The 25,271-nt window shown below is 56.9% G+C and carries 25 protein-coding genes; 13 read left to right on the plus strand and 12 right to left on the minus strand.

Going from position 1 to position 25,271, the window contains the following annotated elements:
* Positions 1–69: 69 nt before the first annotated feature.
* Complete coding sequence (locus ACSPHG_RS12770; protein ID WP_435953891.1) at positions 70–2,373, plus strand: FdhF/YdeP family oxidoreductase; 2,304 nt, start codon at positions 70–72, stop codon at positions 2,371–2,373.
* Between the two features lie 52 nt (positions 2,374–2,425).
* Here the strand turns inward: ACSPHG_RS12770 and ACSPHG_RS12775 are convergent, their stop codons facing one another.
* The 3 genes from ACSPHG_RS12775 to tssD are packed head-to-tail and all read right to left on the minus strand — an operon-like array spanning position 2,426 to position 3,719.
* On the minus strand, positions 2,426–2,863 hold the full coding sequence (locus ACSPHG_RS12775) for a hypothetical protein (RefSeq protein WP_435953892.1): 438 nt from the start codon (positions 2,861–2,863) through the stop codon (positions 2,426–2,428).
* Entirely contained in the window at positions 2,860–3,216 is a 357-nt protein-coding gene (locus tag ACSPHG_RS12780; RefSeq protein ID WP_435953893.1) for a tlde1 domain-containing protein, read from the minus strand. The genes ACSPHG_RS12775 and ACSPHG_RS12780 overlap by 4 nt, the downstream gene beginning before the upstream one ends.
* 11 nt (positions 3,217–3,227) lie before the next feature.
* Positions 3,228–3,719: a type VI secretion system tube protein TssD gene (tssD, locus tag ACSPHG_RS12785; protein ID WP_435953894.1), complete on the minus strand. Its 492-nt coding sequence runs from the start codon at positions 3,717–3,719 to the stop codon at positions 3,228–3,230.
* 575 nt (positions 3,720–4,294) lie between these two features.
* Here tssD and ACSPHG_RS12790 point away from each other — a divergent pair.
* A complete protein-coding gene (locus tag ACSPHG_RS12790) occupies positions 4,295–6,685 on the plus strand; it encodes a membrane-bound PQQ-dependent dehydrogenase, glucose/quinate/shikimate family (RefSeq protein WP_435953895.1) in 2,391 nt (796 codons plus the stop codon).
* A gap of 38 nt (positions 6,686–6,723) precedes the next feature.
* Here ACSPHG_RS12790 and ACSPHG_RS12795 read toward each other — a convergent pair whose 3' ends face one another.
* The 3 genes from ACSPHG_RS12795 to ACSPHG_RS12805 form a co-directional block, all read right to left on the minus strand.
* Entirely contained in the window at positions 6,724–7,218 is a 495-nt protein-coding gene (locus ACSPHG_RS12795) for a LuxR C-terminal-related transcriptional regulator (protein WP_435953896.1), read from the minus strand.
* A gap of 290 nt (positions 7,219–7,508) precedes the next feature.
* On the minus strand, positions 7,509–8,447 hold the full coding sequence (locus ACSPHG_RS12800; protein ID WP_435953898.1) for a LysR family transcriptional regulator: 939 nt from the start codon (positions 8,445–8,447) through the stop codon (positions 7,509–7,511).
* Positions 8,448–8,532: 85 nt separating this feature from the next.
* The gene (locus ACSPHG_RS12805) at positions 8,533–8,802 is read right to left on the minus strand and encodes a hypothetical protein (protein ID WP_435953900.1); all 270 of its coding nucleotides are present in this window, start codon (positions 8,800–8,802) and stop codon (positions 8,533–8,535) included.
* A 284-nt stretch (positions 8,803–9,086) separates the two neighbouring features.
* Here ACSPHG_RS12805 and ACSPHG_RS12810 point away from each other — a divergent pair, with 284 nt between their 5' ends.
* The 5 genes from ACSPHG_RS12810 to ACSPHG_RS12830 all read left to right on the plus strand — a co-directional run bounded on the left by ACSPHG_RS12810 (position 9,087) and on the right by ACSPHG_RS12830 (position 14,767).
* Complete coding sequence (locus tag ACSPHG_RS12810) at positions 9,087–9,629, plus strand: fimbrial protein (RefSeq protein WP_435953901.1); 543 nt, start codon at positions 9,087–9,089, stop codon at positions 9,627–9,629.
* Positions 9,630–9,678: 49 nt separating this feature from the next.
* Entirely contained in the window at positions 9,679–12,189 is a 2,511-nt protein-coding gene (locus ACSPHG_RS12815) for a fimbria/pilus outer membrane usher protein (RefSeq protein WP_435953903.1), read from the plus strand.
* Between the two features lie 12 nt (positions 12,190–12,201).
* On the plus strand, positions 12,202–12,924 hold the full coding sequence (locus tag ACSPHG_RS12820; protein WP_435953905.1) for a fimbrial biogenesis chaperone: 723 nt from the start codon (positions 12,202–12,204) through the stop codon (positions 12,922–12,924).
* A 13-nt stretch (positions 12,925–12,937) separates the two neighbouring features.
* Entirely contained in the window at positions 12,938–14,074 is a 1,137-nt protein-coding gene (locus ACSPHG_RS12825; RefSeq protein WP_435953906.1) for a fimbrial protein, read from the plus strand.
* 387 nt (positions 14,075–14,461) lie between these two features.
* Positions 14,462–14,767: a helix-turn-helix domain-containing protein gene (locus tag ACSPHG_RS12830; protein ID WP_435953907.1), complete on the plus strand. Its 306-nt coding sequence runs from the start codon at positions 14,462–14,464 to the stop codon at positions 14,765–14,767.
* Between the two features lie 117 nt (positions 14,768–14,884).
* On the opposite strand, the gene ACSPHG_RS12835 is transcribed toward ACSPHG_RS12830, so the two are convergent.
* Positions 14,885–15,388, minus strand: coding sequence for a DUF1993 domain-containing protein (locus ACSPHG_RS12835; protein WP_435953908.1), 504 nt, complete (start codon positions 15,386–15,388; stop codon positions 14,885–14,887).
* Positions 15,389–15,838: 450 nt separating this feature from the next.
* Positions 15,839–16,228, minus strand: a complete 390-nt coding sequence (locus ACSPHG_RS12840) for a rhodanese-like domain-containing protein (RefSeq protein ID WP_435953909.1) — start codon at positions 16,226–16,228, stop codon at positions 15,839–15,841.
* A gap of 64 nt (positions 16,229–16,292) precedes the next feature.
* Between ACSPHG_RS12840 and ftrA the strand changes: the two genes are divergently transcribed.
* From ftrA to ydfZ, 4 genes are all read left to right on the plus strand, one after another.
* Positions 16,293–17,303: a transcriptional regulator FtrA gene (gene ftrA / locus ACSPHG_RS12845; protein WP_435953910.1), complete on the plus strand. Its 1,011-nt coding sequence runs from the start codon at positions 16,293–16,295 to the stop codon at positions 17,301–17,303.
* Between the two features lie 117 nt (positions 17,304–17,420).
* Positions 17,421–17,516 (plus strand): protein MgtS, encoded by a 96-nt coding sequence (mgtS, locus tag ACSPHG_RS12850; RefSeq protein WP_435953911.1) that lies wholly within the window; start codon positions 17,421–17,423, stop codon positions 17,514–17,516.
* A gap of 478 nt (positions 17,517–17,994) precedes the next feature.
* Positions 17,995–18,348 (plus strand): RcnB family protein, encoded by a 354-nt coding sequence (locus ACSPHG_RS12855; RefSeq protein ID WP_435953913.1) that lies wholly within the window; start codon positions 17,995–17,997, stop codon positions 18,346–18,348.
* A gap of 206 nt (positions 18,349–18,554) precedes the next feature.
* The gene (gene ydfZ / locus ACSPHG_RS12860; protein ID WP_435956012.1) at positions 18,555–18,755 is read left to right on the plus strand and encodes a putative selenium delivery protein YdfZ; all 201 of its coding nucleotides are present in this window, start codon (positions 18,555–18,557) and stop codon (positions 18,753–18,755) included.
* A 63-nt stretch (positions 18,756–18,818) separates the two neighbouring features.
* On the opposite strand, the gene ACSPHG_RS12865 is transcribed toward ydfZ, so the two are convergent.
* Both ACSPHG_RS12865 and ACSPHG_RS12870 read right to left on the minus strand, forming a co-directional pair.
* Positions 18,819–19,115 carry a hypothetical protein gene (locus tag ACSPHG_RS12865; RefSeq protein ID WP_435953914.1) on the minus strand — a complete coding sequence of 99 codons (297 nt, stop codon included), beginning with the start codon at positions 19,113–19,115 and terminating at the stop codon, positions 18,819–18,821.
* Between the two features lie 98 nt (positions 19,116–19,213).
* Positions 19,214–20,713: an aldehyde dehydrogenase family protein gene (locus tag ACSPHG_RS12870; protein ID WP_435953915.1), complete on the minus strand. Its 1,500-nt coding sequence runs from the start codon at positions 20,711–20,713 to the stop codon at positions 19,214–19,216.
* A gap of 245 nt (positions 20,714–20,958) precedes the next feature.
* On the opposite strand from ACSPHG_RS12870, the gene feaR reads away from it, so the two are divergent.
* A complete protein-coding gene (gene feaR, locus ACSPHG_RS12875) occupies positions 20,959–21,867 on the plus strand; it encodes a transcriptional regulator FeaR (RefSeq protein WP_435953916.1) in 909 nt (302 codons plus the stop codon).
* A gap of 48 nt (positions 21,868–21,915) precedes the next feature.
* A complete protein-coding gene (clcB, locus tag ACSPHG_RS12880) occupies positions 21,916–23,211 on the plus strand; it encodes a voltage-gated ClC-type chloride channel ClcB (RefSeq protein ID WP_435953917.1) in 1,296 nt (431 codons plus the stop codon).
* On the opposite strand, the gene bioD is transcribed toward clcB, so the two are convergent.
* Together bioD and mlc are read right to left on the minus strand one after the other, a co-directional pair.
* Positions 23,164–23,859, minus strand: a complete 696-nt coding sequence (gene bioD, locus ACSPHG_RS12885) for a dethiobiotin synthase (RefSeq protein ID WP_435953918.1) — start codon at positions 23,857–23,859, stop codon at positions 23,164–23,166. The genes clcB and bioD overlap by 48 nt on opposite strands.
* 127 nt (positions 23,860–23,986) lie before the next feature.
* A complete protein-coding gene (gene mlc / locus ACSPHG_RS12890; RefSeq protein WP_435953919.1) occupies positions 23,987–25,204 on the minus strand; it encodes a sugar metabolism global transcriptional regulator Mlc in 1,218 nt (405 codons plus the stop codon).
* Positions 25,205–25,271 lie beyond the last annotated feature (67 nt).

Genomic DNA, 25,271 nt, shown 5'->3' on the forward strand with positions numbered 1-25,271 from the left:
GAATGACCCTGCATTTTTGTTAAAAAGGAGTAAACTGGCTGTAATTATTGCGCAACACGACATACCACGATGAAATTTAAACCCGCCATTAAGCCCTACAACGCCGCAGCCGGCGGCTGGGGATCTCTGGAAGCCACTACCCGCTTCGTCCTCGACAGCAGGCACGCCCTGAAAAATTTGCGCAACCTGCTGCGCATGAACAAAGCCCGCGGCTTCGACTGCCCCGGCTGCGCATGGGGCGACGACAATAAAAGCACCTTTAGCTTTTGCGAAAACGGCGCGAAGGCCGTGACCTGGGAGGCGACGCGTCGCTTTATCGACAGCCGGTTCTTTGCCCAGCACAGCGTCAGCAAACTCTATGAGCAGAGCGACTATTTCCTGGAATATCAGGGGCGGCTAACCGAACCGCTGCGCTACAACGCCCAGACTGACCGCTACGAGCCGATAGCATGGGACGACGCTCTGGCGCTCATTGCGCAACACGTTCATGCGATGGCTAACCCGAACGAAATCGAGCTTTATACCTCCGGGCGCGCCAGCAACGAGGCGTCTTATCTGTATCAGCTGTTTGGGCGGATGCTTGGCACCAACAACTTCCCGGACTGCTCAAACATGTGCCACGAGGCCAGCGGCAGCGGCCTGAAGCGCAGCATCGGCGTGGGCAAAGGCACCATCTGCCTCGACGATTTTGACAAGGCAAACGCGATCTTCGTCTTCGGGCAAAACCCCGGCACTAACCACCCGCGCATGCTCCACAGCCTGCGCCACGCCGCCGAGAACGGCGCGCGGATCGTCACTTTCAATACGCTGCGCGAACGTGGCCTGGAAAGATTTGCCGATCCGCAAAAGCCGCTGGAGGTTATAACTCCGCTATCGGGCAACATCAGCACCGACTATTACCAGCCGAACCTGGGCGGCGATATGGCCGCCGTGCGCGGCATGGCGAAGGCGCTGCTGGAAACGCAGCGGGGCAAGCTTTCTCGCGGCGAGCCGGGCATTTTCGACCAACAGTTCCTTGACGAGCACACCTACGGCTTAGAGAGCTGGTTCGCGGAAATCGACAACACGACGTGGGAGCACATCACCCGCCAGTCCGGCCTTAGCGAACAGCAGCTTCGCGACGCCGCCGCCGTCTGGCAGCAGGCCGAGCGCGTGATTTGCACCTGGGCGATGGGCATCACGCAGCACAAGCACTCCCTTAATACGGTACGTGAGATAGTGAATCTACAGCTTCTCGGCGGCCATCTGGGCAAGCCTGGCGCGGGGCTTTGCCCGGTTCGCGGGCACAGCAACGTGCAGGGCAACCGCACGATGGGCATCGATGAAAAACCGCCTGCCGCCCTGCTCGACAGCCTGAGCGCCCACTTCAGGTTTGAAGCGCCGCGTGCCCACGGGCATAACACCGTCGAAGCGCTGGCGGCCATGCTGCGCGACGAGGTAAAAGTCCTGATTGCGCTGGGCGGGAACCTGGCCGCCGCCGCGCCGGACAGCCCGCGCACCGAAGAGGCGCTGCGCCGCTGCGGCCTGACGGTGCATATCAGCACCAAGCTCAACCGCAGCCACCTCGTGCCGGGTAAAGACGGCCTGATTTTACCGACGCTTGGTCGCACAGAGGCGGACATGCAGGCGACGGGCCGCCAGTTCGTGACCGTTGAGGACTCGTTCAGTATGGTTCACGCCTCCGAAGGCATCGGCAATCCGATTGCCAACACACAGCGTTCCGAAACCGCCATCGTGGCGGGCATTGCCGATGCGGTGCTGGGCAAAGAGAAGCTGAACTGGCTGGCGCTCGCCGATGACTACAGCCTGATTCGTGACCACATTGCTGCAACCGTTGCGGGCTTTGAGGACTTTAACCGACAGTGCGAACAGCCCGGCGGTTTTTACCTCGGCAACGCGGCGGCGCGGCTTTGCTTCAACACGCCGAGCGGGAAAGCAGAATTTAGCGCAGCACCGCTTCCCGCCTCGCTTTTCGGCGAGCTAAGCGCGCCTTTCACCCTGCAAACGCTGCGTTCGCACGACCAGTACAACACCACCATTTACGGGCTGGACGATCGCTATCGCGGCGTGTACGGCCAGCGCGAGGTGCTGTTTATCAACCCTGACGATCTCGCCGAACAGGGCCTGCACGATGGCGATCTGCTGGACATCGAAACCGTCTGGCACGACGGCATTACGCGCCGGGTCAGCGGGTTTAAAGCCGTGCCGTACAATATTCCGCGCGGCAACCTCGCCGCCTATTACCCGGAAACGAACCCGCTGGTTCCTCTTTCGAGCGTGGGCGACGGCACCGGCACGCCAACGTCCAAATCCGTGCCGGTGAAGATTAGCCTGACGGCGGCTGCGCCAACGCTTCGTATCCCCCTCGTCTGAATGAAAAAGCCCGGTCCACAATCGACCGGGCTTTGCACGTCAGAAGGTATGATTACTTACCCTTGCGGCTAATCTCCGCTTTCCATTCTTCGTAGGTGGCTTCGAGGACCCAAAGGCAAAGAGCGCCTTTATCTGTACTGAGCAATGCCATGCGGGTCCGATGATAGAAAGCGTCGGTAGTCGCGGGCGATTGTTCAACAGGAACACCGCAAACCATATCTGTCCCTATTATATTTTGCGGCCAGGGTTTGCTATCCATAATGCTGAGCGTATCTAACGCAGCCACGGTGTTGGTTGAGAGCGCCTGAGCGAGCGCGTACTCAAGCTCGATGGATTGTTTTACGTTAACTTTGGCCGCCAATTCAGGCACCTTATCCAACCAAACTTTCTCACCCGCAGAAATACCTGCAAGGGTTGCTTGCCAGTCGGCAATGGCCCCATCAGCCCAACTCATTGAAGAAAAGAGCGCTATTAGCAAGAGGCGCTTCATCGGACAACCTCAAGCGTCTTAGCTTCGTTAAGTACACGACGACGCGTACTCAGCGACATAATGATACAGCCTTCTGAAGCGAAACCCGCCGGTCCTTTGACCCGCTCACCGTGAATGCGGAAGGCTGAACGACCAAAAGACTCACCGGATATTTGCTCAAGAACAATGGTGTAAATGCCTTTAGAGCGTGAATGGCCTGTGATTCGATAGGTTCCTCGAGGAAGCGGCCCCATACCCTTAACGTGTTGGCGGTCAGGGTTGTTTTTATTGGTCAGGCTGCCGGAGTAACCTGTTTCAACTAATTCACTGCCGCTGTAGAGCCTGCCCGTGCTTTGCTCATATCTCCATATCATTTTACATCTCCTTATGCGGTCGCACGTTCGTGCCAGCTGTCAGAGTGAATGATGTTCCCATCTCCATAACGCCAGGTGATTTTTTCGTACATCAGCTCTACTAACTCAAGATGGTTCCGCTTTTCTCCATACTGAGATTTGACGTCATACATCATTGGCCCAACGCCGATCACCGTCACACCTTCCATCATTACGCTGAAATATTCGGCCTCCTGACCGGCGTCATTGATTTGATAAAACTTCACTTCGGCAGAATGAAGCTTCTGTCCGGTGGTCACGGCTTTGTAGAGATAAGGGCTGGATGCATCAATTTCTTTATCAAAGTTAAACGGGGCATGTTCACGGGTGGCCGTAGCTTTTCCCGTTGCGTTGTCGGTTGCGATGCTGACGCCGTGGGCCAGGCCGAGGATTTCGATACTGCCTTCACGGCCCGCGACGTCGACAGAGCCGCGAATGTCCGCGCCGCCGTCGTCCTTTAGCCATATATAAGCGGGTATAGCCATAAATTTGAACTCCATGTCATTAGGGCGGCCAGCCAAAACCCGCTAGCCGGGCTGCTGTTTTTGCAGCCAATCCAAACTATTCCTAAGTAAAATTATCGTCAATTTCTTAACGGTCGGTTTTTTTCAAGAATGATTAAGCATTGATTTAAATAAAGAATACCTTCCATACCCCATCAATTCCGCACGAAATGTGCATTCAAAAATAATCCTTATTTATGTTTTGATGTGCGCACAGCGACATTTTTGATGAGTTACCAGCCTCGAAACCGCTAACGCAGTGAGAGCACGTTAACCGCCAGCCGCCCCCTCCTTCCTGGCAACGCATGTGCAATAAATGCGAGATTTTCCATTAACAACTTTGCAATATCATATATGCAGATTATGATAGCCGAAGCATTCACCATTTGGTTCGTTACTGTTTTCGCTTTCGGCTGAAAGAAGCCAAACGGCGGACCAGATGCGTTCGTGTTTACCCCAACCGGTACAATTTAAGGCGATCGCTCACCAAAGAGTGACGCCGTTGCATGTGTTGTTCATGGAACATCGTCAGGAACGTGTTCCGACAGGAGAACGTTATGGTAAGTCATACTCCCCCACGCGGCGCGGCACTGGCGCTGCTGTGGGTTCTCGGCGGATTGATGGCGCTCATCGGTCTTGCCATTGGGATTGGCGGGGCTTATTTAGCCACGCTTGGCGGCAGCTGGTACTTCCTGCTGATGGGCATCGTGATGCTCGTTTCCGCCGTATTAATCCTGCGCAAAAAACTCTCGGGCCTCGTGCTTTACGGCCTCGCCTTCGTTTGCTCTATTTTCTGGGCGATCGGCGACGCGGGCATGGACTTCTGGCCGCTGTTCTCGCGCCTGTTCACCTTCGCCGTGCTGGCCTTCCTGGCGGCTATCGCCTGGCCTATTCTGCGTGCGGTTGACGCGCCGGCTCCGGTTAAAAAAGCGCCCGCCTATGGCGTGGCCGCGATCTTGGCCGTGTGTATGCTGGTCAGCGCGGGCTGGATGTTCGTGCCGCAGGTGCAGGTTGCCGCGAACGAAGACGTGCCGGTTAAGCCGGTCACCCCGGCTGAAGCGCAAAAAGACTGGAAGCACTGGGGCAACACCACCCACGGCGACCGCTTTGCCGCGCTCGATCAAATCAACAAGGGCAACGTGTCCGATCTTAAGGTGGCTTGGGTTGCCCATACCGGCGACATCCCGGTGAGCAACGGCTCCGGCGCGGAAGACCAGAACACCCCGCTACAGGTTGGCGACACGCTGTTCGTCTGTACGCCGTACAGCAAGGTGCTGGCGCTGGACGTCGATTCCGGCAAGGAAAAATGGCGTTTCGACAGCAAGGCGACCGCGCCAAACTGGCAGCGCTGCCGTGGCTTAGGCTATTTCGAAGAGCCAGCGAACCAGGCGGCGGCAACGCCTGCTGAATCCGCTCAGCCCGCAGCCTGCCCTCGCCGTCTGTTCCTGCCAACTACCGACGCGCGTCTGTTGGCGATTAACGCCGACAACGGCAAGCTGTGCGAAGACTTTGGCGACCATGGCACCGTGGATCTGAAAGTTGGCATGGGCGAAGTGAAGCCTGGCTACTACCAGCAGACCTCTACCCCGCTGGTGGCGGGCGACGTGGTGGTGGTGGGCGGCCGCGTGGCGGATAACTTCTCTACCGGCGAGCCTCCGGGCGTGGTGCGTGCCTACAACGTTCACACCGGGAAGCTGGCGTGGGCGTGGGATCCGGGCAACGCGGCCCTGACCGGCGAACCGCCTGCGGGCCAGACCTACACGCGCGGCACGCCAAACGTGTGGTCAGCCATGTCCTATGACGCGAAGCTGAACCTGATTTATCTGCCAACCGGCAACGCAACGCCGGACTTCTTCGGCGGCACGCGTACCCCGGAAGACGATAAGTACAGCTCGTCCATCGTGGCGGTAGACGCCGCAACGGGCCAGGTGCGCTGGCATTACCAGACCACCCACCACGATCTGTGGGACTTCGACCTGCCGTCCCAGCCGCTGCTTTACGACCTGCCTGACGGCAAGGGCCACACCACGCCTGTGCTGGTGCAGACCTCCAAGCAGGGCATGATCTTTATGCTCAACCGCGAAACCGGCGAGCCGGTGGCGAAGGTGGAAGAGCGTCCCGTGCCGCAGGGCAATATCGCGGGCGAGCGCTACTCGAAAACCCAGCCGTACTCCGTCGGCATGCCGATGATTGGCAATGAAACGCTGACCGAGTCCGACATGTGGGGCGCAACGCCTATCGATATGCTGATTTGCCGTATCGAGTTTAAAGGCATGCGTCACCAGGGCGTCTTCACCCCGCCGGGGCTGGACCGTTCCCTACAGTATCCGGGTTCGCTGGGCGGAATGAACTGGGGCAGCGTTTCCGTTGACCCAAACAACAGCCTGATGTTCGTCAACGATATGCGCCTCGGCCTTGCCAACTACATGGTGCCGCGCGCAAACGTTGCGAAAGACGCGAGCGGCATCGAGATGGGCATTGTGCCGATGGACGGAACGCCGTTTGGCGCGATGCGCGAGCGCTTCCTGTCGCCGCTGGGCATTCCGTGCCAGAAGCCGCCGTTCGGCACCATGTCTGCGGTTGACCTGAAGTCCGGCAAAATCGTCTGGCAGGTTCCGGTTGGCACCGTGCAGGATACCGGCCCGTTAGGCATCCGCATGCACATGCCTATCCCAATCGGTATGCCGACGCTCGGCGCGTCGCTGTCAACCCAGTCCGGCCTGCTGTTCTTCGCCGGTACGCAGGACTTCTACCTGCGCGCGTTTGATACCGCGAACGGCAAGGAGATCTGGAAGTCTCGTCTGCCGGTGGGCAGCCAGTCCGGCCCGATGACCTACGTGTCGCCGAAAACCGGCAAGCAGTACATCGTGATTAACGCAGGCGGGGCGCGCCAGTCCCCTGACCGTGGCGATTACATTATTGCCTACGCGTTGCCTGACGCTAAGTAACGGCACGCTATGGGGTGGCGCTCTGCCGCCCCATTTTTTCAACCCACCTCTTCCAGTATCTGTTCGCGCATCCGTTTCACCTGTTGGCTAATTTGGCTTTCCTGGCGGAAGAAATGGCTTTGCCGGTCATCGATGCTTGGACGGGAATAGCGGAAGCGGGAGAAGTAGTAAAGCTCGCTGATGTTTTTAAGCTGCATAACCTGCGAAATGTTGTTCGCGTGCGTATAACAGGTTTTCTCGCCGATGCCTAAAATCCGCGCCGTATGCGTCACGCTAAAGCCGCTGCGAAATGCAAAAAAAATACCCTTCTGCCGCTCGCTTAACGCATCAAGATTCATCGTCTGATAAAGTTCGTTCTGCCAGACGGTGTTATTTGAGAAGCGGTAATTAAGCGATTTCAAAAAGAAATTAATCGTGCGTAAGGAAGCATTTACGGGGAGTTTAAATACGCTACGTAACTGGCGGGAAATAACCCCATCGTTATGAATACCCACGATCGTTACATCGTCTTCATGGCCTTTTACAATTTCCATTACCTCTCTAAGCGTATTTATCGATTCCAGATCGATAAGGCACAGTTTATAACGACTGCTCGGGTGCAGCACCGCTTTTAAAAAAGCATGTAGGCCAATGTGCAGAAAGTTGTTATTAGTATAAATATGTATTTGGCTTGCCCAATTCATGGGAATGGCTTCCTTGCAAAAGGATGGTCGCTTTTTCGCGCATAGGATCTTTAGAATAATTCAACGCTATTTCCCCGTATGCGCTGGCCCGTTGAACAACGTCAATAGGCCAACCGGGGAACTGAAGAGAAATGCTGAAGCTATTTTCCTGCGAAATTCTCACTCAAATAAGTAAACAGCCTGCCGTTCATTTTTTTATTTAGATTGGTTTTGTTATAGCTCATCGCAATTTCAACCACCGGCAGCGGGATATCGGTGGAAAGCACTTTAATATTAAAAGCGTCTTTAAAGCGCTGCGTAAGCCAACGGGGCACGATTGCCACCGAGTTTGATGACTCCACGTGGCTGAGAATGGAAATAAACGATGGGCTTTTAAGCGTGAAGTGTCGATCGGCCAGCAGCTTATTTTCAACCCGCTGGCGCGTCAGTATCGCGGGCAGTTCATCGGTATGAATATAGCAAAACGTTTCTTTATCGACGTCTTCTTCCTCAAAAACCGCCTTGAGGCGCGGGTGATTCTTTCGGCAGATAAAGACCAGATCTTCCTGACCGATAGAAAAGGATTTGGTGGCAAGGCCCAGATTTTTATTCACCCCAAACACCAGATCGACCTGGCGCAGCGACAGCGAGTCGCTAAAGCTTTCCACCATGTTGTCACTTACGCGGTGGACAATCTCGCAGTTGATATTCTCGCTTTCGAAAAACTCGCTAATCATGGGAATGATTTTTATCGATAAATAGATAGGGCACTGAATAACCAGCTGGTTAAAGTATTCATCCTTTTCAAAATCTTCGATGTTCGCCACCAGGCTCTCCAGGCTGTCTTTAATTTTGCTGTGCAGCTTCGCGGCGATAGTGGTCGCCCGCAGCTTTTGCCCGTCACGCAGGAATAGCGGATCGCCGAAGTAATCCTTCAGCTTTTGCAGAGACTGGCTAATGCTTGGCGAGGAAGTGTTTAGCAGAGTGGCGGCATTTTTTACGCTGCCCGTGGTGTATACCGCATCCAACACCACTAATAAATTGAGGTCAAACTTCCTGATCTTTAGCGGGTCCATGCGTTTTACGCTCGTTTCACTCATTGACTTGCCTCGTTTACATGGCTAACTACATAACTGCCAGTAATCATAGCCGTTTTCTTCACAGGTATCCCCTCCCAGTTATAAACTAACCTGCGGTCTTATCGGCATTCATAAGATTCTTCCAACGCGAAAACTCTTCCTCGTAGACATACACCGGCCTTTCATCCAGGCAGTTGGTCGCGCTTTTAGGAATATAGGCCAGACAAGGAAAACTGACGGGCTGGTTTTCAACAAGCGCCGCGTCCAGTTCAGTTTGGTTAAGCAGAGAGGGATATTCGGCTTCGCTATCTGCCTGAATCAACTGCCTAAACCAGCTTTCATACGTATCCTGGCTTGCCAGAAAGATAATATTCATTTCGTTGTCCTGGGGGGATTTTAGAGGTTAATCATGATAGGTAACGCAACGGATGCCCGGCAACTCAGAGATCATTAATGATTAATTTCGAATTTTGGTGTTTTCCATGCATCAGGTCTAGCGGCAAATATTAAGAGCGAATTATTAAAGATTTCTAAACTTCGAAATAAAGAATGGCCTGTTTCCAAATTCACCCGTTCATTTTAAACTTTTTTCCATCGCCAATTGGCTGTGAGTTTGGGCCAGCAGTGGCAGTAACCTTCCCCCTCTATTACTGGAATATTATGAAAATTAAAGCGCTTACGCTCATTGTTATGGGCATGCTACCTGTTGCATCTTTCGCGGCAGACGGCGATCTTACCTTCACCGGTAAAATTAACTCCTCCGCCTGTACGCTGAAAGGGTTCAACGGCGTTGCGGCCACTACATATATTATGGAATTACCAAACGTCAGCCCTGATTCCTTTAACGGTGCGGGCGGTTATGCCGGGATGACGGATTTCACCATTGATTTAAAAGATTGTAGCCTTGCCACCATGAAAAATGCGCGCGTTGCCTTCAGCGGCTCGCCTGACACTGTTAATAATGAAATCCTGCTCAACGTTGACACTAATACGCCTGCCACAGGCGTGGGTATCGCTATTTTAGAAAACGATGGCGCGACGCTTGTGGATATAAACGGTGGCATCCCATCTAAATCTCAGGCATTGACCGCAGGTAACACGGAACTTAAGTTCAAAGTGGCTTACAAGGCAAATACCGCTACGCCAGCTGTCACTGAGGGGAACATTAAAGCAAAAACCTTTGTTGATATTTCATACAATTAATTATCGATAAATTACATTTATTTCTCATAACTATTAAAGCAGGCCTCTTTTGAAAAAAAATCATTTCGCTATTGCAATGAAGGTTTTCATTATTGCGTCTGCTTGTTTATCTTCTTATTCAACGGCGGCGAATAATGACAGCGCCTTTGATGCTGATTTTCTGCGTAAAGATTCGCAGGAAATTCCCAAACAGTTTTATCACCCGGAACAGGTCGACGCGGGCACGAAAAACGCAGAAATCGTGCTAAACGGCCACCTGCTGTTTAAGACCAGGGTCGAGTTTATTACCGTGAACGGCAGCGAAACGGCCGTGCCCTGCCTGACGCACGCCCTGCTCCATCAGATGGGGCTGGACGCACATCTTGAAGAGCTGGCTAAAGCGGGAAATGAAATCTGCTACGACCTGCTGGCGAAGTGGCCGCAGGCCACCATGAAGTATGACGAATCCATGCAGCAGCTGATCGTCGTGACCCCGCAGGCCGCCACCAACGTGGCCGGGCAAGGGGAAATGATCGATCCGTCGCTGTGGGATAACGGCGTCAACGCGCTGCGCCTGAGCTATTCCGGCTACGTCTACCACAGTGAAAATCACGGCAATAATGCCGATTCATCCAGCAGCGACACGGCGTACCTGAGCCTGAACTCAGGCATCAACCTCGGAAAATGGCGCTTTTACAGCTTCGATACGTTCAATAAATCCGACCTCGGCTGGGAGCAAAACCACGACCGCGCCTATGCGGAACGCGACATTGCCGCGCTGGTTTCGCGCCTGACCGTGGGCGACGTTTACGCCAGCACATCAAGCGACGTGCTGGGGATTTTACCGCTGCGCGGCGTCACGCTCGAAACTAACCAACAGATGCTGCCGTCGGATACCTTCAGCTATTCACCGGTGATCCGCGGCGTGGCAAGAAGCAACGCCCGAATCGTGATTCGCCAGCGCGGCAATATTATCTACAGCGAAACGGTGTCGCCGGGCAGCTTCGCGATTAGCGATCTCAACAACGGCCAGATCGGCGCGGATTTAGACGTCACCGTGGAAGAGAGCGACGGCAGCAAACAGCAGTTCACCGTGCCCTACACCGCGCTGCCCAACATGCTGCGTCCCGGCACCTGGCGCTACAGCCTGAGCGGCGGGCGCTATCGCGACGACAGCCTGTCTTACCAGCCGATGGTGGCCCAGGGCAGCCTGCAATACGGCTGGGACAAGCTGACGCTAAGCGACCTGATCGTCGCCGGTGAAGGCTACCAGTCAACGGCGCTGAGCACCGCCCTCAACCTCGGCTTTTTAGGCAGCGTGTCGCTGGACTGGGCGCTTGAACGCCACCAGACCACCAGCGATGAAAACGCCCGCGACATTGACAATATGAGCAGCAGCGGCCGCGCCCTGCGCCTGCTGTACGCCCGCCGCTTTGACGACACCGACACCTCGCTCCAGGTGATGGGCTTTCGCTACCAAAGCAAAGACTTTCTCGACTTCCCGGAATACGCCGACTGGCGCTGGGGCGGCGACGACACGCGCAGCCATCGCAAGAATGAAGTACAGGCCACCATCAACCAGGGGCTGGGCGACTTCGGCAACGGCTACCTGACGCTACAGCGCGACAGCTATTACGACACGGATAACAGCGACACCTCGTTGACCCTCGGCTACAGCTTCATGATTCGCGCGGTGAATATCAGCATGAACTACAGCTACCAGGCCAGTTCCGGCGACCGGGATACCGACGCCGACCGCCAGTTTTCTATGAACGTGTCGATCCCGCTGGATATGGGCGAACGGCGCAGCCGCAGCCTGTCGTTCAGCACCACGAACAGCAACCATTCCGGCAGCTCGCAGATGGCGACGGTTTCCGGCACCGAGCTTGACAACGCGATGACCTATTCGGTTTCGGCCCAGCACAACCGCGAGGGCTATTCGCCGTCGGCCGCCGTGGGCTATCGAAACAGCATGGCAAACCTGAATGCCAGCGCCAGCGCCACGCATTACGGCAGCCAGTATTCGGCAGGAATTTCCGGCGGCGTGGTGGCCTATCGCCACGGCGTGGTGCTGTCGCAGCAGCTCGGCGACACCATCGCGGTGATCGAAACGCCGGGCGCATCGGGCATCAGCGTTGAAGGCCAGCCCGGCGTGTCCACCAACCGCTTCGGACGCGCGGTCGTGCCGTCCGTTTCAGCCTATCGCGATAACCGGCTGTCGCTGGACACCCGTCACGCGGCGGATAACGTCGAGCTGGTGGATAGCGGGCAGAACGTCATTCCCACCCACGGCGCGGTCATCGTGCGTCGTTTTCAAACCAAAGTAGGACGCCGCGCAATCGTGATGTTGACGATGCCAAACGGCAAGCCAGCACCTTTTGGTGCCAGCGTGTGGCAAGAGAAGGAGCAGGTCGGCATGGTGGCCGATAACGGACTGTTGTACCTCAACGGCATTCTTGCCGACGGGAGCACAACGCTGCATGTGGATCTGGGCAATAACGCCCGGTGCCAGTTCATTTTACCGGCGGCCGGAAATGCCTCCGCGCCTTGGTATCAACAACTTGATGCGGTGTGCCGCTAAGCAGAGAACGTTATGAAATTCACTAAAATTGCCCTTCACGTGCTGATGGGCACGCTGCTCCTGACCAACGCCGCCTCTGCGGCGGTGCGCCCGGCGTTGACGCGCGTTATCGCCCTTGAAAGCGACAAAGAGACCTCGGTCAAACTCCTCAACGACGACACCGCCAATGACTACCTCGTGCAGTCGTGGGTTGAAGACCTCAAGGGCAACGACAAAAACCTGCCGCTGATCCTGACGCCGCCGCTGTTTAAGATTGGCGCCGGGCGTGAAGGCAAGCTGCGCATGGTGATCCTGCCCGGCGAAATCCCGCAGGATCGTGAATCCGTTTACTGGCTGTGGGTGCAGGAAATCCCGCCGGTCAGCAAAACGCAGGGCAACCAGCTGCAGGTTGCGGTGCGAACTCGTCTGAAAATCTTCATGCGCCCGGCTTCGCTTAACGAAAAACCGGCGGACACGATTAACAAACTGCAATGGCAGGTCAGCCACGAAGGCGGCAAGGACTGGCTGGTGGCTAAAAACCCAACGCAGTATTACGCCAGCTTCTCGGAGCTGTCGGTGAACGCAGGGGGTAAAGCGCAAACGCTCGCCGATAAAAACAACATGGTGCCCGCGAAAGGCGAAATGCGCTACCCGCTCCCTGCTGGCGTAAACGGTAAATCGGGCGTGCTGAACTATTCGGTCATCAACGATTTTGGCGGCGAATCCGCGCAGCAGCACCAATCACTCACCTTCTGACGGACGCGAAAACATGAAATTTTGGTGCAGCCTGCTGCTGTGTTTATTACCCGCCCTGAGCTGGGCGGGCGCCTTACGCTGCGAGATAGATACGGGCGGCGCGCTGCCCTTCGCCCCGTTCACGCGCGAAAATCCGATTGCCGTTGACGAAAACACGCCGGATTACACCGTGGTGCTGGCGCTCGACTACGCGCAGTTTCTGCCAAACATGCGCCTGAGCTGCACGTCTGACGGCCAGGAGCTGGAGGCCCCGCCCAACTTTGACGGCACTATCACGCTGACGCTGAGCACGGTCAACGACAAGGCGCTGGACTGGACGGGGGAAGCGCAGACCACCAATAACGGCATCAAAATGAAGATGTACATCAAGGCGGTGGCGCTGGGTGAAGACACGCCGCCGAGCAGCTACCCGTCGGCAAAAATGGTCGCGGGCAAACGGCTTGGCGTGGAATACCCGATTATCGACGGCAGCGCCGATGCGAAGCTGGTGCAGTTCGGCGCGCAGTACAACGCCGGTAAAACGCTCTACAAATTTGATAACAAATACAATTTCGCCATCCAGTCGATGCGCGTGGAGCTTATCAAGCTCGGATGGATTGAGTATCGCTCCGAGGCGGTGATTCCGCCAGGCGCGCACCTGACCTTCTCGGTAGACGGGCTGGGGAGCACCGCCTCCGTTGACGTGCCGCTAGGCTCCGGCGTGTACATGGCGTCGCCGTCCTGCGCGCTGGATAACAAACACCAGACGGTGGATTTAGGCAGCATCAGCAAAAGCAGCGGCGGCACCTTCCCGAAGGCCGGGCCGATGACCCGCTTTGGCATGGATTTCACCTGTAGCAGCTATACCAATAACGTCGATTTCACTTTTCAGGAGCCTTATACGATCGTGCCGGGAAGAGACCACCTCACCCCCGAAAGCGCTCAGAACGGCGAAAAGCTCACCGGGCTGGCGGTGGAGATCTACAACAGCGAAGGCAAAACCGTGCGTATGGACGCCAAACAGAGCGTGGGCATCGCGCAGAAAGGCAAAAACACCGCCAACTTCCAGGCGGCGATAGTGCAGACGGAGCCGAATATCGTCGATGCCAGCGGCAAAGACTTTACCGGCAGCTTCACGGCCAAAGCGAACGTGGTGATCAGCTACTATTGACGCACAATGGGCCGACATTTAATTACCCGTGCAAACGCCTGCAACGCCAACAAAACCGTTGGAAAACAGCTCGCAATCCCGCTATTAGCGGGTTGGTTAACGCCGTCGATTTGCGATATAGTCTGCCCGCTGCGGCAAAATCCGCAGCCGGGTTTCGCAGCCTGAATGACACTTAGGAAATACATATGTGATAATTATGTATTGTGCCTCCGTACACCTGTTAAACAGCGTTCTCGTGTTTACAGATTCAATGGTGGCTCAGTCAGGGCAGCCTTCGGGCTGGCCGGGTTTCCTAGGTGACCGGTACTGCGAACCTTGTCTGAGTCACCACCAATCAAGAGTTTCGCAGCTCCATTGGTGGTCATCCTAATCACCCAGGAGATCCCCGTGAAACTTTCACATAGCCCCACATTTTTGCCCTTTCAACAGGACTGGCACCCGGCGGATATCATCGCCGCGCTGCGTAAAAAAGGCACCTCGCTGGCCGCCCAATCCCGCGCGGCGGGCCTGAGTTCATCAACGCTTGCTAACGCCCTGTCGCGCCCGTGGGCCAAGGGCGAAATGCTCATCAGCCAGGCAATTGGCGTCCCCGCCGAATCCATCTGGCCGAGCCGCTATTTTGATCCGCGCACGCACCAGCCCGTTGTCAGGCACATGCGCAACAGAACCCCGAAACCCACCGTGAATTTATAGGGCAAGCAGGCCTTTGCGCCATTCGCCGTATAAAAGAAAACCCCCTGTCGAGGATTCGGCAGGGGGTTTGATATTCAGCAGCTAAAAATCACGCCGGGAAATAAGCGCGGCTCAAACTCAGTTAATTTTACCCAAGAAATCGCGTTTGCCGAGCGGGACACCGGCCTGGCGCAGGATGTCGTAGACGGTAGTGAAGTGGAAGTAGAAGTTCGGCACGGCGAATTTGAAGATGAAGCTGCGGGCGGTGAAGCGCAGTTCGTGCTCGCGGGCTTTGACCAGAATTTCGCGCTCGTCATCGCCTTCAAGCTGCGCGTCGGCAATGCTTTCGATCCACGCGATGGTGGCGGCAAGGCGAGCCTGTAGTTCGGCGATGGTCGTTTCGGTGTCTTCCATTACCGGCGCTTCGACGCCCGCCAGGCGAGCAATCGCGCGTTTGGACATATCGCTGGTGACCTGCACCTGACGCGCCAGCGGGAACATATCTTCCGCAAGCTTTAGCTCTAGCAGCGCGGCTTCGCTCTTGCCGTTTTCTTTCGCCCAGGCGGCGCCCTTTTCAAGGATCGCGCTCAGGTTGTGCAGGCCGAGGACGAACTGCGCTTTGGTTTCGCTGTACAGTGACATTGCAAATTCCTTAATTGTTACGAAAAAGTAGATATTAATTTAACATCATGTTAACTTAAAATCTGTTCCTCTGAAGTTAGCCTTAGTGTTTATTCGCTTATTTTTATACTGCACTCTGCAACCCTCGGTAACCTGTTATCGAGGGATTTTCTTTGGGATTTTTTGGTGGATGGCGCTGGCGCTTATCCACCCTACGGTACTGATGCATTCCCTGGAATTTTTTGGTGGATGGCGCTGCGCTTATCCACCCTACGGTACTGATGCATTCCCTGGAATTTTTTGGTGGATGGCGCTGCGCTTATCCACCCTACGGTACTGATGGTTTCCCTGGAATTTTTTGTAAATGGCGCTGCGCTTATCCACCCTACAAAACCAGGAACGTAGGTCGGATAAGCGCTAGCGCCATCCGACAAATCCGGCATATCACCCCCGACAAAAACCTAAAACCCATCACGCAAATTCAAACCCTTCGTCCGCCCAACCGGTTATCCCGCCGATCATGATTTTGACCGGGCGGCCCAGGCGTGCGAGCTTCAACGCCGCGCGGTCGGCCCCGTTGCAGTGCGGCCCGGCGCAGTACACCACGAACAGCGTGTCGGCGGGCCATTCGCTCATGCGCTCGGCGTTAATATCCCGGTGGCGCAGGTGCAGCGCGCCGGGGATGTGGCGGCGGGCGAAGGCTTCCGGCGAGCCAACGACGTGCAGCAGCACGAAGTCCATTTCCCCTTCCTTCATCGAAGAATGGACGTCATCGCAGTCCGTTTCCAGGTTCAGGCGCTGAAGAAAATGGGCGGCGGCGATTTCCGGTGCGGCGGCCTGGTATTCGGTAACGTTGCTCATAGTCGCTCCTCTGTGGTTGAGCCACCACTATAGAGCCGTCGCCCCGCCTTGACAGGTGGCAGGAATGCCATATAGCGTGAAGATCATGACAATCGTCCCCGCAGGTGCCGCCTTGAAAAACCCTTTAGTTGTCGCTTTGGCCTATGACGGGCTTTGTACCTTCGAATTTGGCGTGGCGGTGGAAATCTTCGGCCTCGCCCGCCCGGAAATGGGCGCCGGCTGGTATCGCTTTGCCGTGGCGGGGATCGATAAAGGCGAGCTGCGGGCAACCGGCGGCATTCGCCTGGCGGTGGACGGCGGCCTTGAGTTGCTTGACGAAGCGGGAACGATTATCGTGCCGGGCTGGCGCGGTGCCGATGCGCCGGTGCCCGTGGAGGTGTGCAGCGCTCTTGCGGCGGCACATCAGCGCGGCGCAAGAATACTGTCTATTTGCTCCGGCGTTTTCGTGCTGGCGGCGGCGGGCCTGCTCGACAACCAGCGCGCCACCACCCACTGGCGCTACACCGACCTGCTCCAACAGCGCTACCCGCTTATCAACGTGACCCCTGACGTGCTGTATATCGACAACGGCAGCGTGCTGACCTCCGCAGGCAGCGCTGCGGGCATCGACCTGTGCCTGCACCTGGTCAGGCGCGATTACGGCAGCGGCGCCGCGAACAGCGTCGCCCGCCGCCTGGTCGTGCCGCCGCACCGCGACGGGGGCCAGGCGCAGTTTATCGAACGGGCCGTGCCGGTGGCGTACGAAAGCCACCGCATGGGGCCGCTGTTTGACTATCTGCATGCAAATCTGGCCGAGGAACACAGCGTGGCCTCGCTCGCCAAATTCACCGGCATGAGCCCGCGCACCTTTTTAAGACGTTTTGAGGCGGCAACCGGCAGCACGCCGGCCAGATGGCTGTTAAACGTTCGCCTGGCACGGAGCCGGGATCTGCTGGAAAACAGCAGGCTGTCCGTTGAGAAAATAGCGGAACAGGCGGGATTCGGCAGCGCTGCGACGCTGCGCCACCATTTTCGGACACGGCTCGCCACCTCTCCTGCGGCTTACCGCAAAACATTTACTTCACCAGCTGAATAATTTACCGGCAGTTAGCCTTTGTTTAACTTATAACCGGTATGATGGTTCCACTCTGATGAGTCAACTTCAATTAACGAGAGGTATATCCATACATATTTGCATTCAGGAGGATTAATTATGCTGGGTAATATGAACGTATTTGTAGCAGTACTGGGTTTTATCGTTTTCTCCGGTTTTCTTGCTGCTTACTTAAGCCACAAATGGGATGACTAATGAAAGGTGACATGCCCCCGCCAACCAGGCCCCTCGTAAAAATCATTTACGAGGGGCTTTTTTTATGGGCAAAAACGACGGGCAAAAAAAACCGCCACTCTGGGTGACGGTATGAAATGCATGGATTGTGTTTGGTTATTTTTTTAATGAAACCACGACGATAATGCTGATTATTGTGCGTAGATCCCACCACCCGTTCAAAATACCCTGCGCAAGCTCAACCCCGCTTAAACGACGTCGAGTAATTTCTTTTCCGCTTCACCTTGTCGCGATCGTCACCCGCATTCATTCTTATCGTGTTACGTTTGTTCATCATTCGACAGGCTTTTTTGGGTGATGATACCTGGCCGCTAACGCGTCAAGTCGGCCTTCCCGCCGTGGAAGTTAAAAAAATCAACGCGCTGGGTGAGTAAATCCGTTGATTCCGTTGTCTTTACAAGAACGCCAATAACAAGATTGTTCTACAAGTGGAGAAGTTATGCGCAAGTCGAAAGCCGTTTTGCTATCAGTTCTGTTAATGGGATTGCCCGTCGCCTTTTCCGCACACGCCTACAGTGAACCCGCCCCCGCCGCCACGCCGAAAAGCAGCGACAACAGCTCTTACGAAGTGAAAGAGTTTTATGCTGACTATAAGCATTTTGCCATTGGCGATATCGCGCCGGATCTCTATCGTTCCAAGCCTTATCAGATTGATGCCTGGCAAATCAGGCACCTTCCGGCCCCGGAAGCGGGAAGCCACTGGACCTATATGGGCGGCAACTACGTGTTGATTACCGATGCGGAAGGCAAGATATTACGCGCCATGAAGGGTGATATTTTCTACGCTCACTAAGCGTCGCTCTCCCCAGCTGGCCCCGAAACCGCGGGGCCTTATTCATCAACGCTCGTTCCTTCCTCCTGCACCCGACGGCCGCGATATGCGACATTCATCACACAAATACTCCTCTTTTTGATCTTGATTAAGGTTTTCAGCCCCTCGATTTTTAAAATATGGCCGATCGAAAAATTCCTGACAGTCAGAGGAGCTAAGATATGACGATGACCTACGATCGCAACAGAAACGCCATTACCACCGGCAGCCGCGTAATGATTAACGGCACAGGGCATACCGGTGTGATTACCGCTATTCACGGCGAAGGGAAAACAGCTGAGCAAATTCGCCGCGCTAAGTGCGTCGAAATTGAAGGGGTTGAAGGACAGTACGAGCCGGTAGAATTAATGCGCCTCGGCTTCCACTAAGACAGCTTTTTTCGCGTAGATGTTGACGATATAACCACTGCTCCTTTCGGGCAGTGGTTTTTTTTATTTCGCCTTAGCCATCTCTTTAATTTTCGAATAGCCATATTCAAAAATAAGATCCGTGGTGCACATAAATACGATCACGTCGCCCGATTCACATTCCTCAAGCGTGCCGTTAAGCTCGGCGTCAAAATCGCGGGTGAGCTGCGGCATCAGCATTTGCATATCGCCCGGATAATCTTCGTCTTCGTCCGGCGGCATGTGCTCAATTTGCGAGCCGCGAACGACGTAAATCAGCACGTTTTTTTCGTGGGAGGTGACCGGTGCGCGCAGATATTTGCCGACAGGATGCTTAGCCATAGAGTTACCTTTTTTGCGTGGACGCGAAGTGTCGCGATATGGCGCAAAATATACCTGCCAAATCGGCTCAGGTCGATTCGGCAGGTGCCAATAGCTCACTAATAGCGCACGCAGACCGATTTGGTTTCGGTGTAGGCGTCCAGCCAGTCCGGGCCAAAGTCACGGCCGGTGCCAGACTGCTTCATGCCGCCGAACGGCATGTTGGCGTCGATAAGCGTGTGGCTGTTTACCCACACGGTGCCCGCCTGGATGCGCGCGGTGTAGTCCATCGCCGCCGAAAGGTTGGTTGTCCACAGGCTTGCGGTCAGGCCGTAGTCGGTGTCGTTGGCAAGCTCTAGCGCTTCTTCCGCACTTTTCACCCGCACCAAATTCACGACCGGGCCAAAAACCTCTTCGCGGCTAAGGCGCAGCCCGGCCGAAGGGTTAATCACAAGCGTGGGCGCGATGTAATACCCTTCCCCGCCCGGCCCGCCGCTGCCGGAAACAAGTTCAGCGTTGCTGCGGCGCGCGTCGTCCAGGTAGCCTGCAACCTTCTGCTGGTGCGCTTTGGAAACCACCGGGTTGATGTGCGTGCCGGTATCCATGCCCGCGCCGACGCTGAGCGATTTGACGGCCTGCTCGAAGCCGCTCGCCAGGGTGTCGAACAGCGGCGATTCAATGTAGATGCGCGAGCTGGCCGCGCACACCTGCCCCTGATTCAGGAAGCTGCCCGCCATCAGCCCCTCGATGACCATCGCCGGATCGGCGTCCTTCAGCACGATAGCCGGGTTTTTGCCGCCCAGTTCGAGCGTCACGCGGGTTAAGCGATCTGCGGCCGCCCGCGCGATGCCTTTGCCGGTCGCGGTTGAGCCGGTGAAGCTGACTTTGGCGATGAGGGGGTGTGCGGTTAAGGCGCGTCCGCAGCCCGCGCCGCTGCCGGTGACCACGTTAAATACGCCGTCCGGCACGCCCGCTTCGCTGGCAAGTTCCGCCATGCGCAAAAGCGTGAGCGGCGTGGTTTCCGACGGCTTGACGACGATGGAGCACCCGGCGGCGAGCGCGGGCATCACCTTCCACATGCCGATCAGCAGCGGGAAGTTCCACGGTACGATCCCCGCCACTACGCCCACCGGCGCTTTGCGCGTCCAGGCCTGGTAGCGCGCGCCCTCCGGCATGGGGATGGAAACGTCCAGCGTGCGGCCGCTGATTTTGGTAGTCAGCCCGGCGGTGTAGCGCATCCAGTTCAGCGTGCAGCCCACCTCGAAAGCGCGGGCAATGTTAATGGATTTGCCCTGTTCGAGCGTTTCGAGCTGCGCCAGCTCCTCGGCGTTTTGCTCCAGCAAATCGGCAAAACGCAGCAGGATTTTTTCACGCCCGGCGGGCAGCATGTTGGCCCATACGCCGCGGGTAAAGGCGCGCCAGGCGGAGGTCACGGCTATGTCGACGTCCTTTTCATCGGCGTCCGCGCTGCTGGCGATTTGCCGTCCGTCTGCCGGGTTGAAGACGGCAAGCCGCGCGCCGCTGGTTGATTCCTGCCAGCGTCCGTCGATGTACAGCCCGTGATGGCGCGCCAGGAAGCTTTTGACTGACTCGAGAACCGCAACTGATTGTTCGGACATCATTTTTCCTTATCATCGTGATAAACCGTTCTCTCTCCAGTTTAGGCGCGAGCGGCCCGTTAGGTTTTTCTGCGCCTGCCAATGATTTTGCTCCCTGTGACAGCCCGCGCATTTGGCGACAATGGTCGCCGTTTTGCGATGCCGCTTATCTATAGTTAATTCCTATACCAGACGCGAAGGGCTTCTCCCGCATCGCGCAACCTGTAACTATGAACGACATTGCGGCATGGCCGGTGAGGTGAACGATGGCAGAGACAGGCAACAACGACCGTTTCGAAAGCTGGCTGGGGCACGTCAACCGCGCCTGCGGCCACTTTTCCGGGCAGCCGCTCGACGGCGGCTTTCACGGCAGCCTGCAGGAATATCACGCCAACGCCATGAAGCTCAGCGTGGTGGATATCGCCAGCGCCCGGCTGCTGCGCACCCAGCTGGAGGTCGCACGCGGTAACGACGCCTGGTTCTACACGGTTTTTCAGCTTGAGGGCGAAGCGGTGATGGAGCAAGGCGCGGGCCAGGCCGTACTGCGCCAGGGCGATATCACCCTGATTGACGCCTCGCGCCCGAGCGCTTTCACCTATTCCGGGCGTGCAAAGCAGATCTCTCTTTTAGTGCCGCGCCACCTGCTCGAGCAAAACCTGCGCACCGGCGACATTCCCTGCGCCCGGCGGCTGCATGCCGACCTGCCGGTGGTCACGCTCAGCCAGCGGCTGCTGCATGAAAGCATGAAAAACCCCACGCTTAGCGCCTGCGAAAGTGAAGCCGCGCTTGAGGCCATCATCTGCCTGCTGCGCCCGGTGTTGCAGGCCCGCGACGTGCAGCAGTCGAAGCGCGAAAAGCAGCTGCAGCGCGTGATGGCCCTGATTGACGCCAATATCCAGTCGGAAGATTTGCGCCCCGAGTGGATCGCAAGCGAAGCGGGCATGTCCGTTCGCAGCCTGTACCGCATGTTCGCGGACAAGGGGCTGGTGGTTGCGCAGTTTATTAAAAACCGCCGTCTGGATTTCTGCGCCCAGGCGCTGCGCAGCGCTGGCGTCGGCGAGAAGCTGGCGGGCATCGCCTACCACTGGGGATTTACCGACCACAGCCATTTTTCCACCGCGTTCAAGGGGCGCTTTGGCGTTTCGCCCGGCGAGTACCGCCGCCGCTGGCAATAGATGTATCGAGGCGGTGACACTGACGCTTCGCCGCCTTACAATCGCACCATGCACCGCTTACACCATTTCCCTGACATTCAAGGCATGCTGCGACGGCTGGTTTTCGCCGTCGGGATAGGCATCGCCTCTGCGGTTGTCGTCTGGCTGTTCCGCCAGTCGATGTATTTCCTCGAAGGTATTTTCCTTGGCGATCACAGCGGCAGCCTCGTGGCCGCCGCCGCCGCGCTGCCGCCCTGGCGGAGGCTTATCACTCCAGCGATTGGCGGCCTGCTCGCGGGCCTGCTGCTGTGGGGCTGGCAGCGGGCCACGCGCCAGCGGCCCAGCGCGCCGACCGATTATATGGAAGCGATAGAAACCGGCGACGGGCGGCTGGACGTGCCCGCAAGCCTGGTGAAATCCGCCGCCTCGCTGCTGGTGGTGGCAAGCGGCAGCGCTATCGGCCGCGAAGGGGCGATGGTTTTACTGGCGACGGTGTTCGCCTCGGTCGTTGCCCAGCGCTTTACCCGCGAAGATGAATGGAAGCTGTGGGTCGCCTGCGGGGCCGCCGCGGGGATGGCAAGCGCCTATCATGCGCCGCTGGCGGGCAGCCTGTTCATCGCCGAAATTCTGTTTGGCACGCTGATGCTCGCCTCGCTCGGGCCGGTGGTTATTGCCGCCGTCAGCGCCCTGCTGGTGACTAACCTACTGAGCGGCGGGCAGACGCTGCTCTATACGGTAAAACTGCTCAGCGCCCCGCTGCCCGTTCAGTACGGGCTGATGGGCGTTCTCGGCGTGCTGGCGGGACTCGCCGGGCCGCTCTTCCTGTGGATGATGGCGAAAAGCGGCGAAGGATTTAGAAAGCTGCACCTGACGCCCGCGCTACAGCTGGCGCTGGGCGGGCTGGTGGTCGGCCTGCTCTCGTTGATTACGCCGCTGGTGTGGGGCAACGGCTACAGCGTGGTGCAGTCGTTTTTATCGCGCCCGCCTGCGCTGCTTTTTGTTGCGGGAATTTTACTCTGCAAGCTGGCGGCGGTGCTGGCGAGCAGCGGATCGGGCGCGCCCGGCGGGGTCTTTACGCCGACGCTGTTCGTCGGCGCGGCGTTGGGAATGGCGTTCGGGCAATTTTGCGGGCTGTGGGAGGCAAGCGGGGATTCGGTGGCTATTCTGCTGGCGCTAACCGGCATGGCGACGTTACTGGCGGCGACCACTCATGCGCCCATTATGTCCACGCTGATGGTCTGTGAAATGACCGGGGAATTTGCTTTGCTCCCCGGCCTGCTGGTCGCCTGCGTGGTGGCTTCCGCGCTTTCGCGCTGGCTACGCCCGTACTCGGTTTACGCAAAGGCTGCCGCTGAGCACGGATAGATCGATGTACTGCGCAAGGTCGCGCTGTTCGGCGCGCGGCAGGTACGGAAGTTCACCCACCAGCGGCCCCGGCAGCTTTTTGCCGAGTACGTCAATGATTTCGGCGTAGTGCGCAAGGCCTGGGTTAATGCGGTTTGCCACCCAGCCCATCAACGGCAGGCCGTCGTTGGCAATGGCCTGCGCCGTCAGCAGCGCGTGGTTAATGCAGCCTTCCTGAATGCCCACCACCATCAGCACCGGCATCTGTTCCTGAACCACCCACTCTGAGAGCGGGCGCAGATCGTTCATCAGGCTGCGCCAGCCGCCCGTGCCTTCAACCACTACGTGATCGGCCTGACCCGCCAGCCGTGCCAGCCCGTCCGACAGCAGCGTGTAGTTAACCGGGCTGTTATGGCTGACGCTGCTTTCCTCTTCGCTAAGGGCGATAGGGTTAATGGCGCTATAGGGCAGCGTCAGCGAGGAGACGCTTTGCAGAACCAGCGCGTCTTTATTACGCAGCCCGTCCGGCGTCTCTTTGCTGCCTTTGGCTACCGGCTTATAGCCCACTACACATTTGCCACTGGCAGCCAGCGCCTGCAATAAGGCGCGGGACACCACCGTCTTGCCGACAGAGGTATCGGTACCCGTGATAAAGAAACGCTTAAGCATGGTAACTCCCGGAGGTAATACGCGAAAAACTATATCGAAAATTGAATAATTCAGTTCCGGAAGTCTAAAAGATGCGGGGAAAGTTCAGTTTGAGATAGCGCAATTTTTAGTGGATCAATGAAAATGATTATCCTTGCAGAAGGCGAATCAGTAACGAACCGTTATACATTGCGTCTTTTACCAGCGCGGCCCCGGCCATGGTTCCGCGATGGTTATACTGGGTGCCTTCAACGACGATATGCTGGCTGTATGCGGGCAGAGCCTGCTGGCGGATGCAGCTGGTGATGGCGGGATGGAGAATATCGGCGGCGCGATTAAGCGGCGAACCTATCAGAATCTTTTGAGGATTGAACAGGTTTACCATGATGGCAAGAATGCGTCCGACGTTCACCCCAACGCCCAGAATGATATCTTTCGCCAATAGATCGCCGCGCAGGGCCGCGTCGCACAGCGATTCAACGGTCAGCGGCTGACCGTGCAGCATCGACCCCATCGACTGCGTCATGCGCTGTTCGGCCAGCTCCAGCACGCTTTCAATGCTGGCGATGGTTTCCAGACAGCCGTGGTTGCCGCAGTAGCAGCGCTTGCCGTAAGGGTCCACCTGCGTGTGGCCGATTTCGACCAGGCTGCTGCTGCCCGCGTGCAGCAGGCGGCCATCGGTGATCACGCCCGCGCCAACGTTGTGATCGATAACCACCTGAATGACATCGCGCGCGCCGCGTGATGCGCCAAACAGCCCTTCGGCCATGGTCCAGGCGCTGATATCGTGCTGGATAAACACCGGCACGCCGGTATGGTTTTCAAGCACTTCGCGCAGCGGCATATCGCAGACGTCGTAGAACGGCATGCGGTGAACGATGCCGCGCACGGTATCAATAATGCCGGGCAGCGTGATGGCGATGGCGGTCAGGCGTTCGAGCTTGCCCTGATGGCGGATAAAGAATTGATCGACCTGAATAACCACCCGCTCCAGCAGCGGCGTGGGGTCGTCTAGCGGAAGGGAAACCGTGTCTTCAACGATAAGCTGGCTGCTTAGATCATGCAGTCCCAGCGAAATTTCGCCGCGGTTGATGCGCACCGACAGGTAGTGCCAGGCTTCGGTTTCCAGCATCAGGCCCACGGCCGGGCGGCCACGGCTGCCGGGATCCTGAATTTCCGTTTCCTGCACCAGATGCGCTTCGAGCATTTCGCGCACTATTTTGGTGATGCTGGCAGGAGCAAGCTGCGCCAGGCGAGAAAGATCGATACGCGATACCGGGCCATGTTGATCGATGAGGCGATAAACCACGCCCGCATTGGTCTGCTTAATCTGATCGATATGTCCCGGTTGGCTATCAGCAACCACGTGGTACTCCCTTTATTTTCGCGCTTCGAAATAAACTTTTAGCTATGGTGAAACACTTACCGGGAAT

Origin of the sequence: Dryocola baronae, assembly GCF_051297175.1 — a bacterium.
Lineage (GTDB): Bacteria > Pseudomonadota > Gammaproteobacteria > Enterobacterales > Enterobacteriaceae > Dryocola.

Bases quoted from the DNA above. Each gene is read 5' to 3' on its own strand.
- ACSPHG_RS12770 (WP_435953891.1), top strand. From the start codon at position 70: ATGAAATTTAAACCCGCCATTAAGCCCTACAACGCCGCAGCCGGCGGC.
- ACSPHG_RS12790 (WP_435953895.1), top strand. From the start codon at position 4,295: ATGGTAAGTCATACTCCCCCACGCGGCGCGGCACTGGCGCTGCTGTGG.
- mgtS (WP_435953911.1), top strand. From the start codon at position 17,421: ATGCTGGGTAATATGAACGTATTTGTAGCAGTACTGGGTTTTATCGTT.
- feaR (WP_435953916.1), top strand. From the start codon at position 20,959: ATGGCAGAGACAGGCAACAACGACCGTTTCGAAAGCTGGCTGGGGCAC.
- ACSPHG_RS12870 (WP_435953915.1), bottom strand. From the start codon at position 20,713: ATGTCCGAACAATCAGTTGCGGTTCTCGAGTCAGTCAAAAGCTTCCTG.
- bioD (WP_435953918.1), bottom strand. From the start codon at position 23,859: ATGCTTAAGCGTTTCTTTATCACGGGTACCGATACCTCTGTCGGCAAG.
- ACSPHG_RS12780 (WP_435953893.1), bottom strand. From the start codon at position 3,216: ATGATATGGAGATATGAGCAAAGCACGGGCAGGCTCTACAGCGGCAGT.
- ACSPHG_RS12805 (WP_435953900.1), bottom strand. From the start codon at position 8,802: ATGAATATTATCTTTCTGGCAAGCCAGGATACGTATGAAAGCTGGTTT.
- ydfZ (WP_435956012.1), top strand. From the start codon at position 18,555: ATGACCTACGATCGCAACAGAAACGCCATTACCACCGGCAGCCGCGTA.
- tssD (WP_435953894.1), bottom strand. From the start codon at position 3,719: ATGGCTATACCCGCTTATATATGGCTAAAGGACGACGGCGGCGCGGAC.
- ACSPHG_RS12840 (WP_435953909.1), bottom strand. From the start codon at position 16,228: ATGAGCAACGTTACCGAATACCAGGCCGCCGCACCGGAAATCGCCGCC.
- ACSPHG_RS12795 (WP_435953896.1), bottom strand. From the start codon at position 7,218: ATGGAAATTGTAAAAGGCCATGAAGACGATGTAACGATCGTGGGTATT.
- ACSPHG_RS12810 (WP_435953901.1), top strand. From the start codon at position 9,087: ATGAAAATTAAAGCGCTTACGCTCATTGTTATGGGCATGCTACCTGTT.
- clcB (WP_435953917.1), top strand. From the start codon at position 21,916: ATGCACCGCTTACACCATTTCCCTGACATTCAAGGCATGCTGCGACGG.
- ACSPHG_RS12835 (WP_435953908.1), bottom strand. From the start codon at position 15,388: ATGTCACTGTACAGCGAAACCAAAGCGCAGTTCGTCCTCGGCCTGCAC.
- ftrA (WP_435953910.1), top strand. From the start codon at position 16,293: ATGCCATATAGCGTGAAGATCATGACAATCGTCCCCGCAGGTGCCGCC.
- ACSPHG_RS12865 (WP_435953914.1), bottom strand. From the start codon at position 19,115: ATGGCTAAGCATCCTGTCGGCAAATATCTGCGCGCACCGGTCACCTCC.
- ACSPHG_RS12775 (WP_435953892.1), bottom strand. From the start codon at position 2,863: ATGAAGCGCCTCTTGCTAATAGCGCTCTTTTCTTCAATGAGTTGGGCT.
- ACSPHG_RS12825 (WP_435953906.1), top strand. From the start codon at position 12,938: ATGAAATTTTGGTGCAGCCTGCTGCTGTGTTTATTACCCGCCCTGAGC.
- ACSPHG_RS12800 (WP_435953898.1), bottom strand. From the start codon at position 8,447: ATGAGTGAAACGAGCGTAAAACGCATGGACCCGCTAAAGATCAGGAAG.
- ACSPHG_RS12820 (WP_435953905.1), top strand. From the start codon at position 12,202: ATGAAATTCACTAAAATTGCCCTTCACGTGCTGATGGGCACGCTGCTC.
- ACSPHG_RS12855 (WP_435953913.1), top strand. From the start codon at position 17,995: ATGCGCAAGTCGAAAGCCGTTTTGCTATCAGTTCTGTTAATGGGATTG.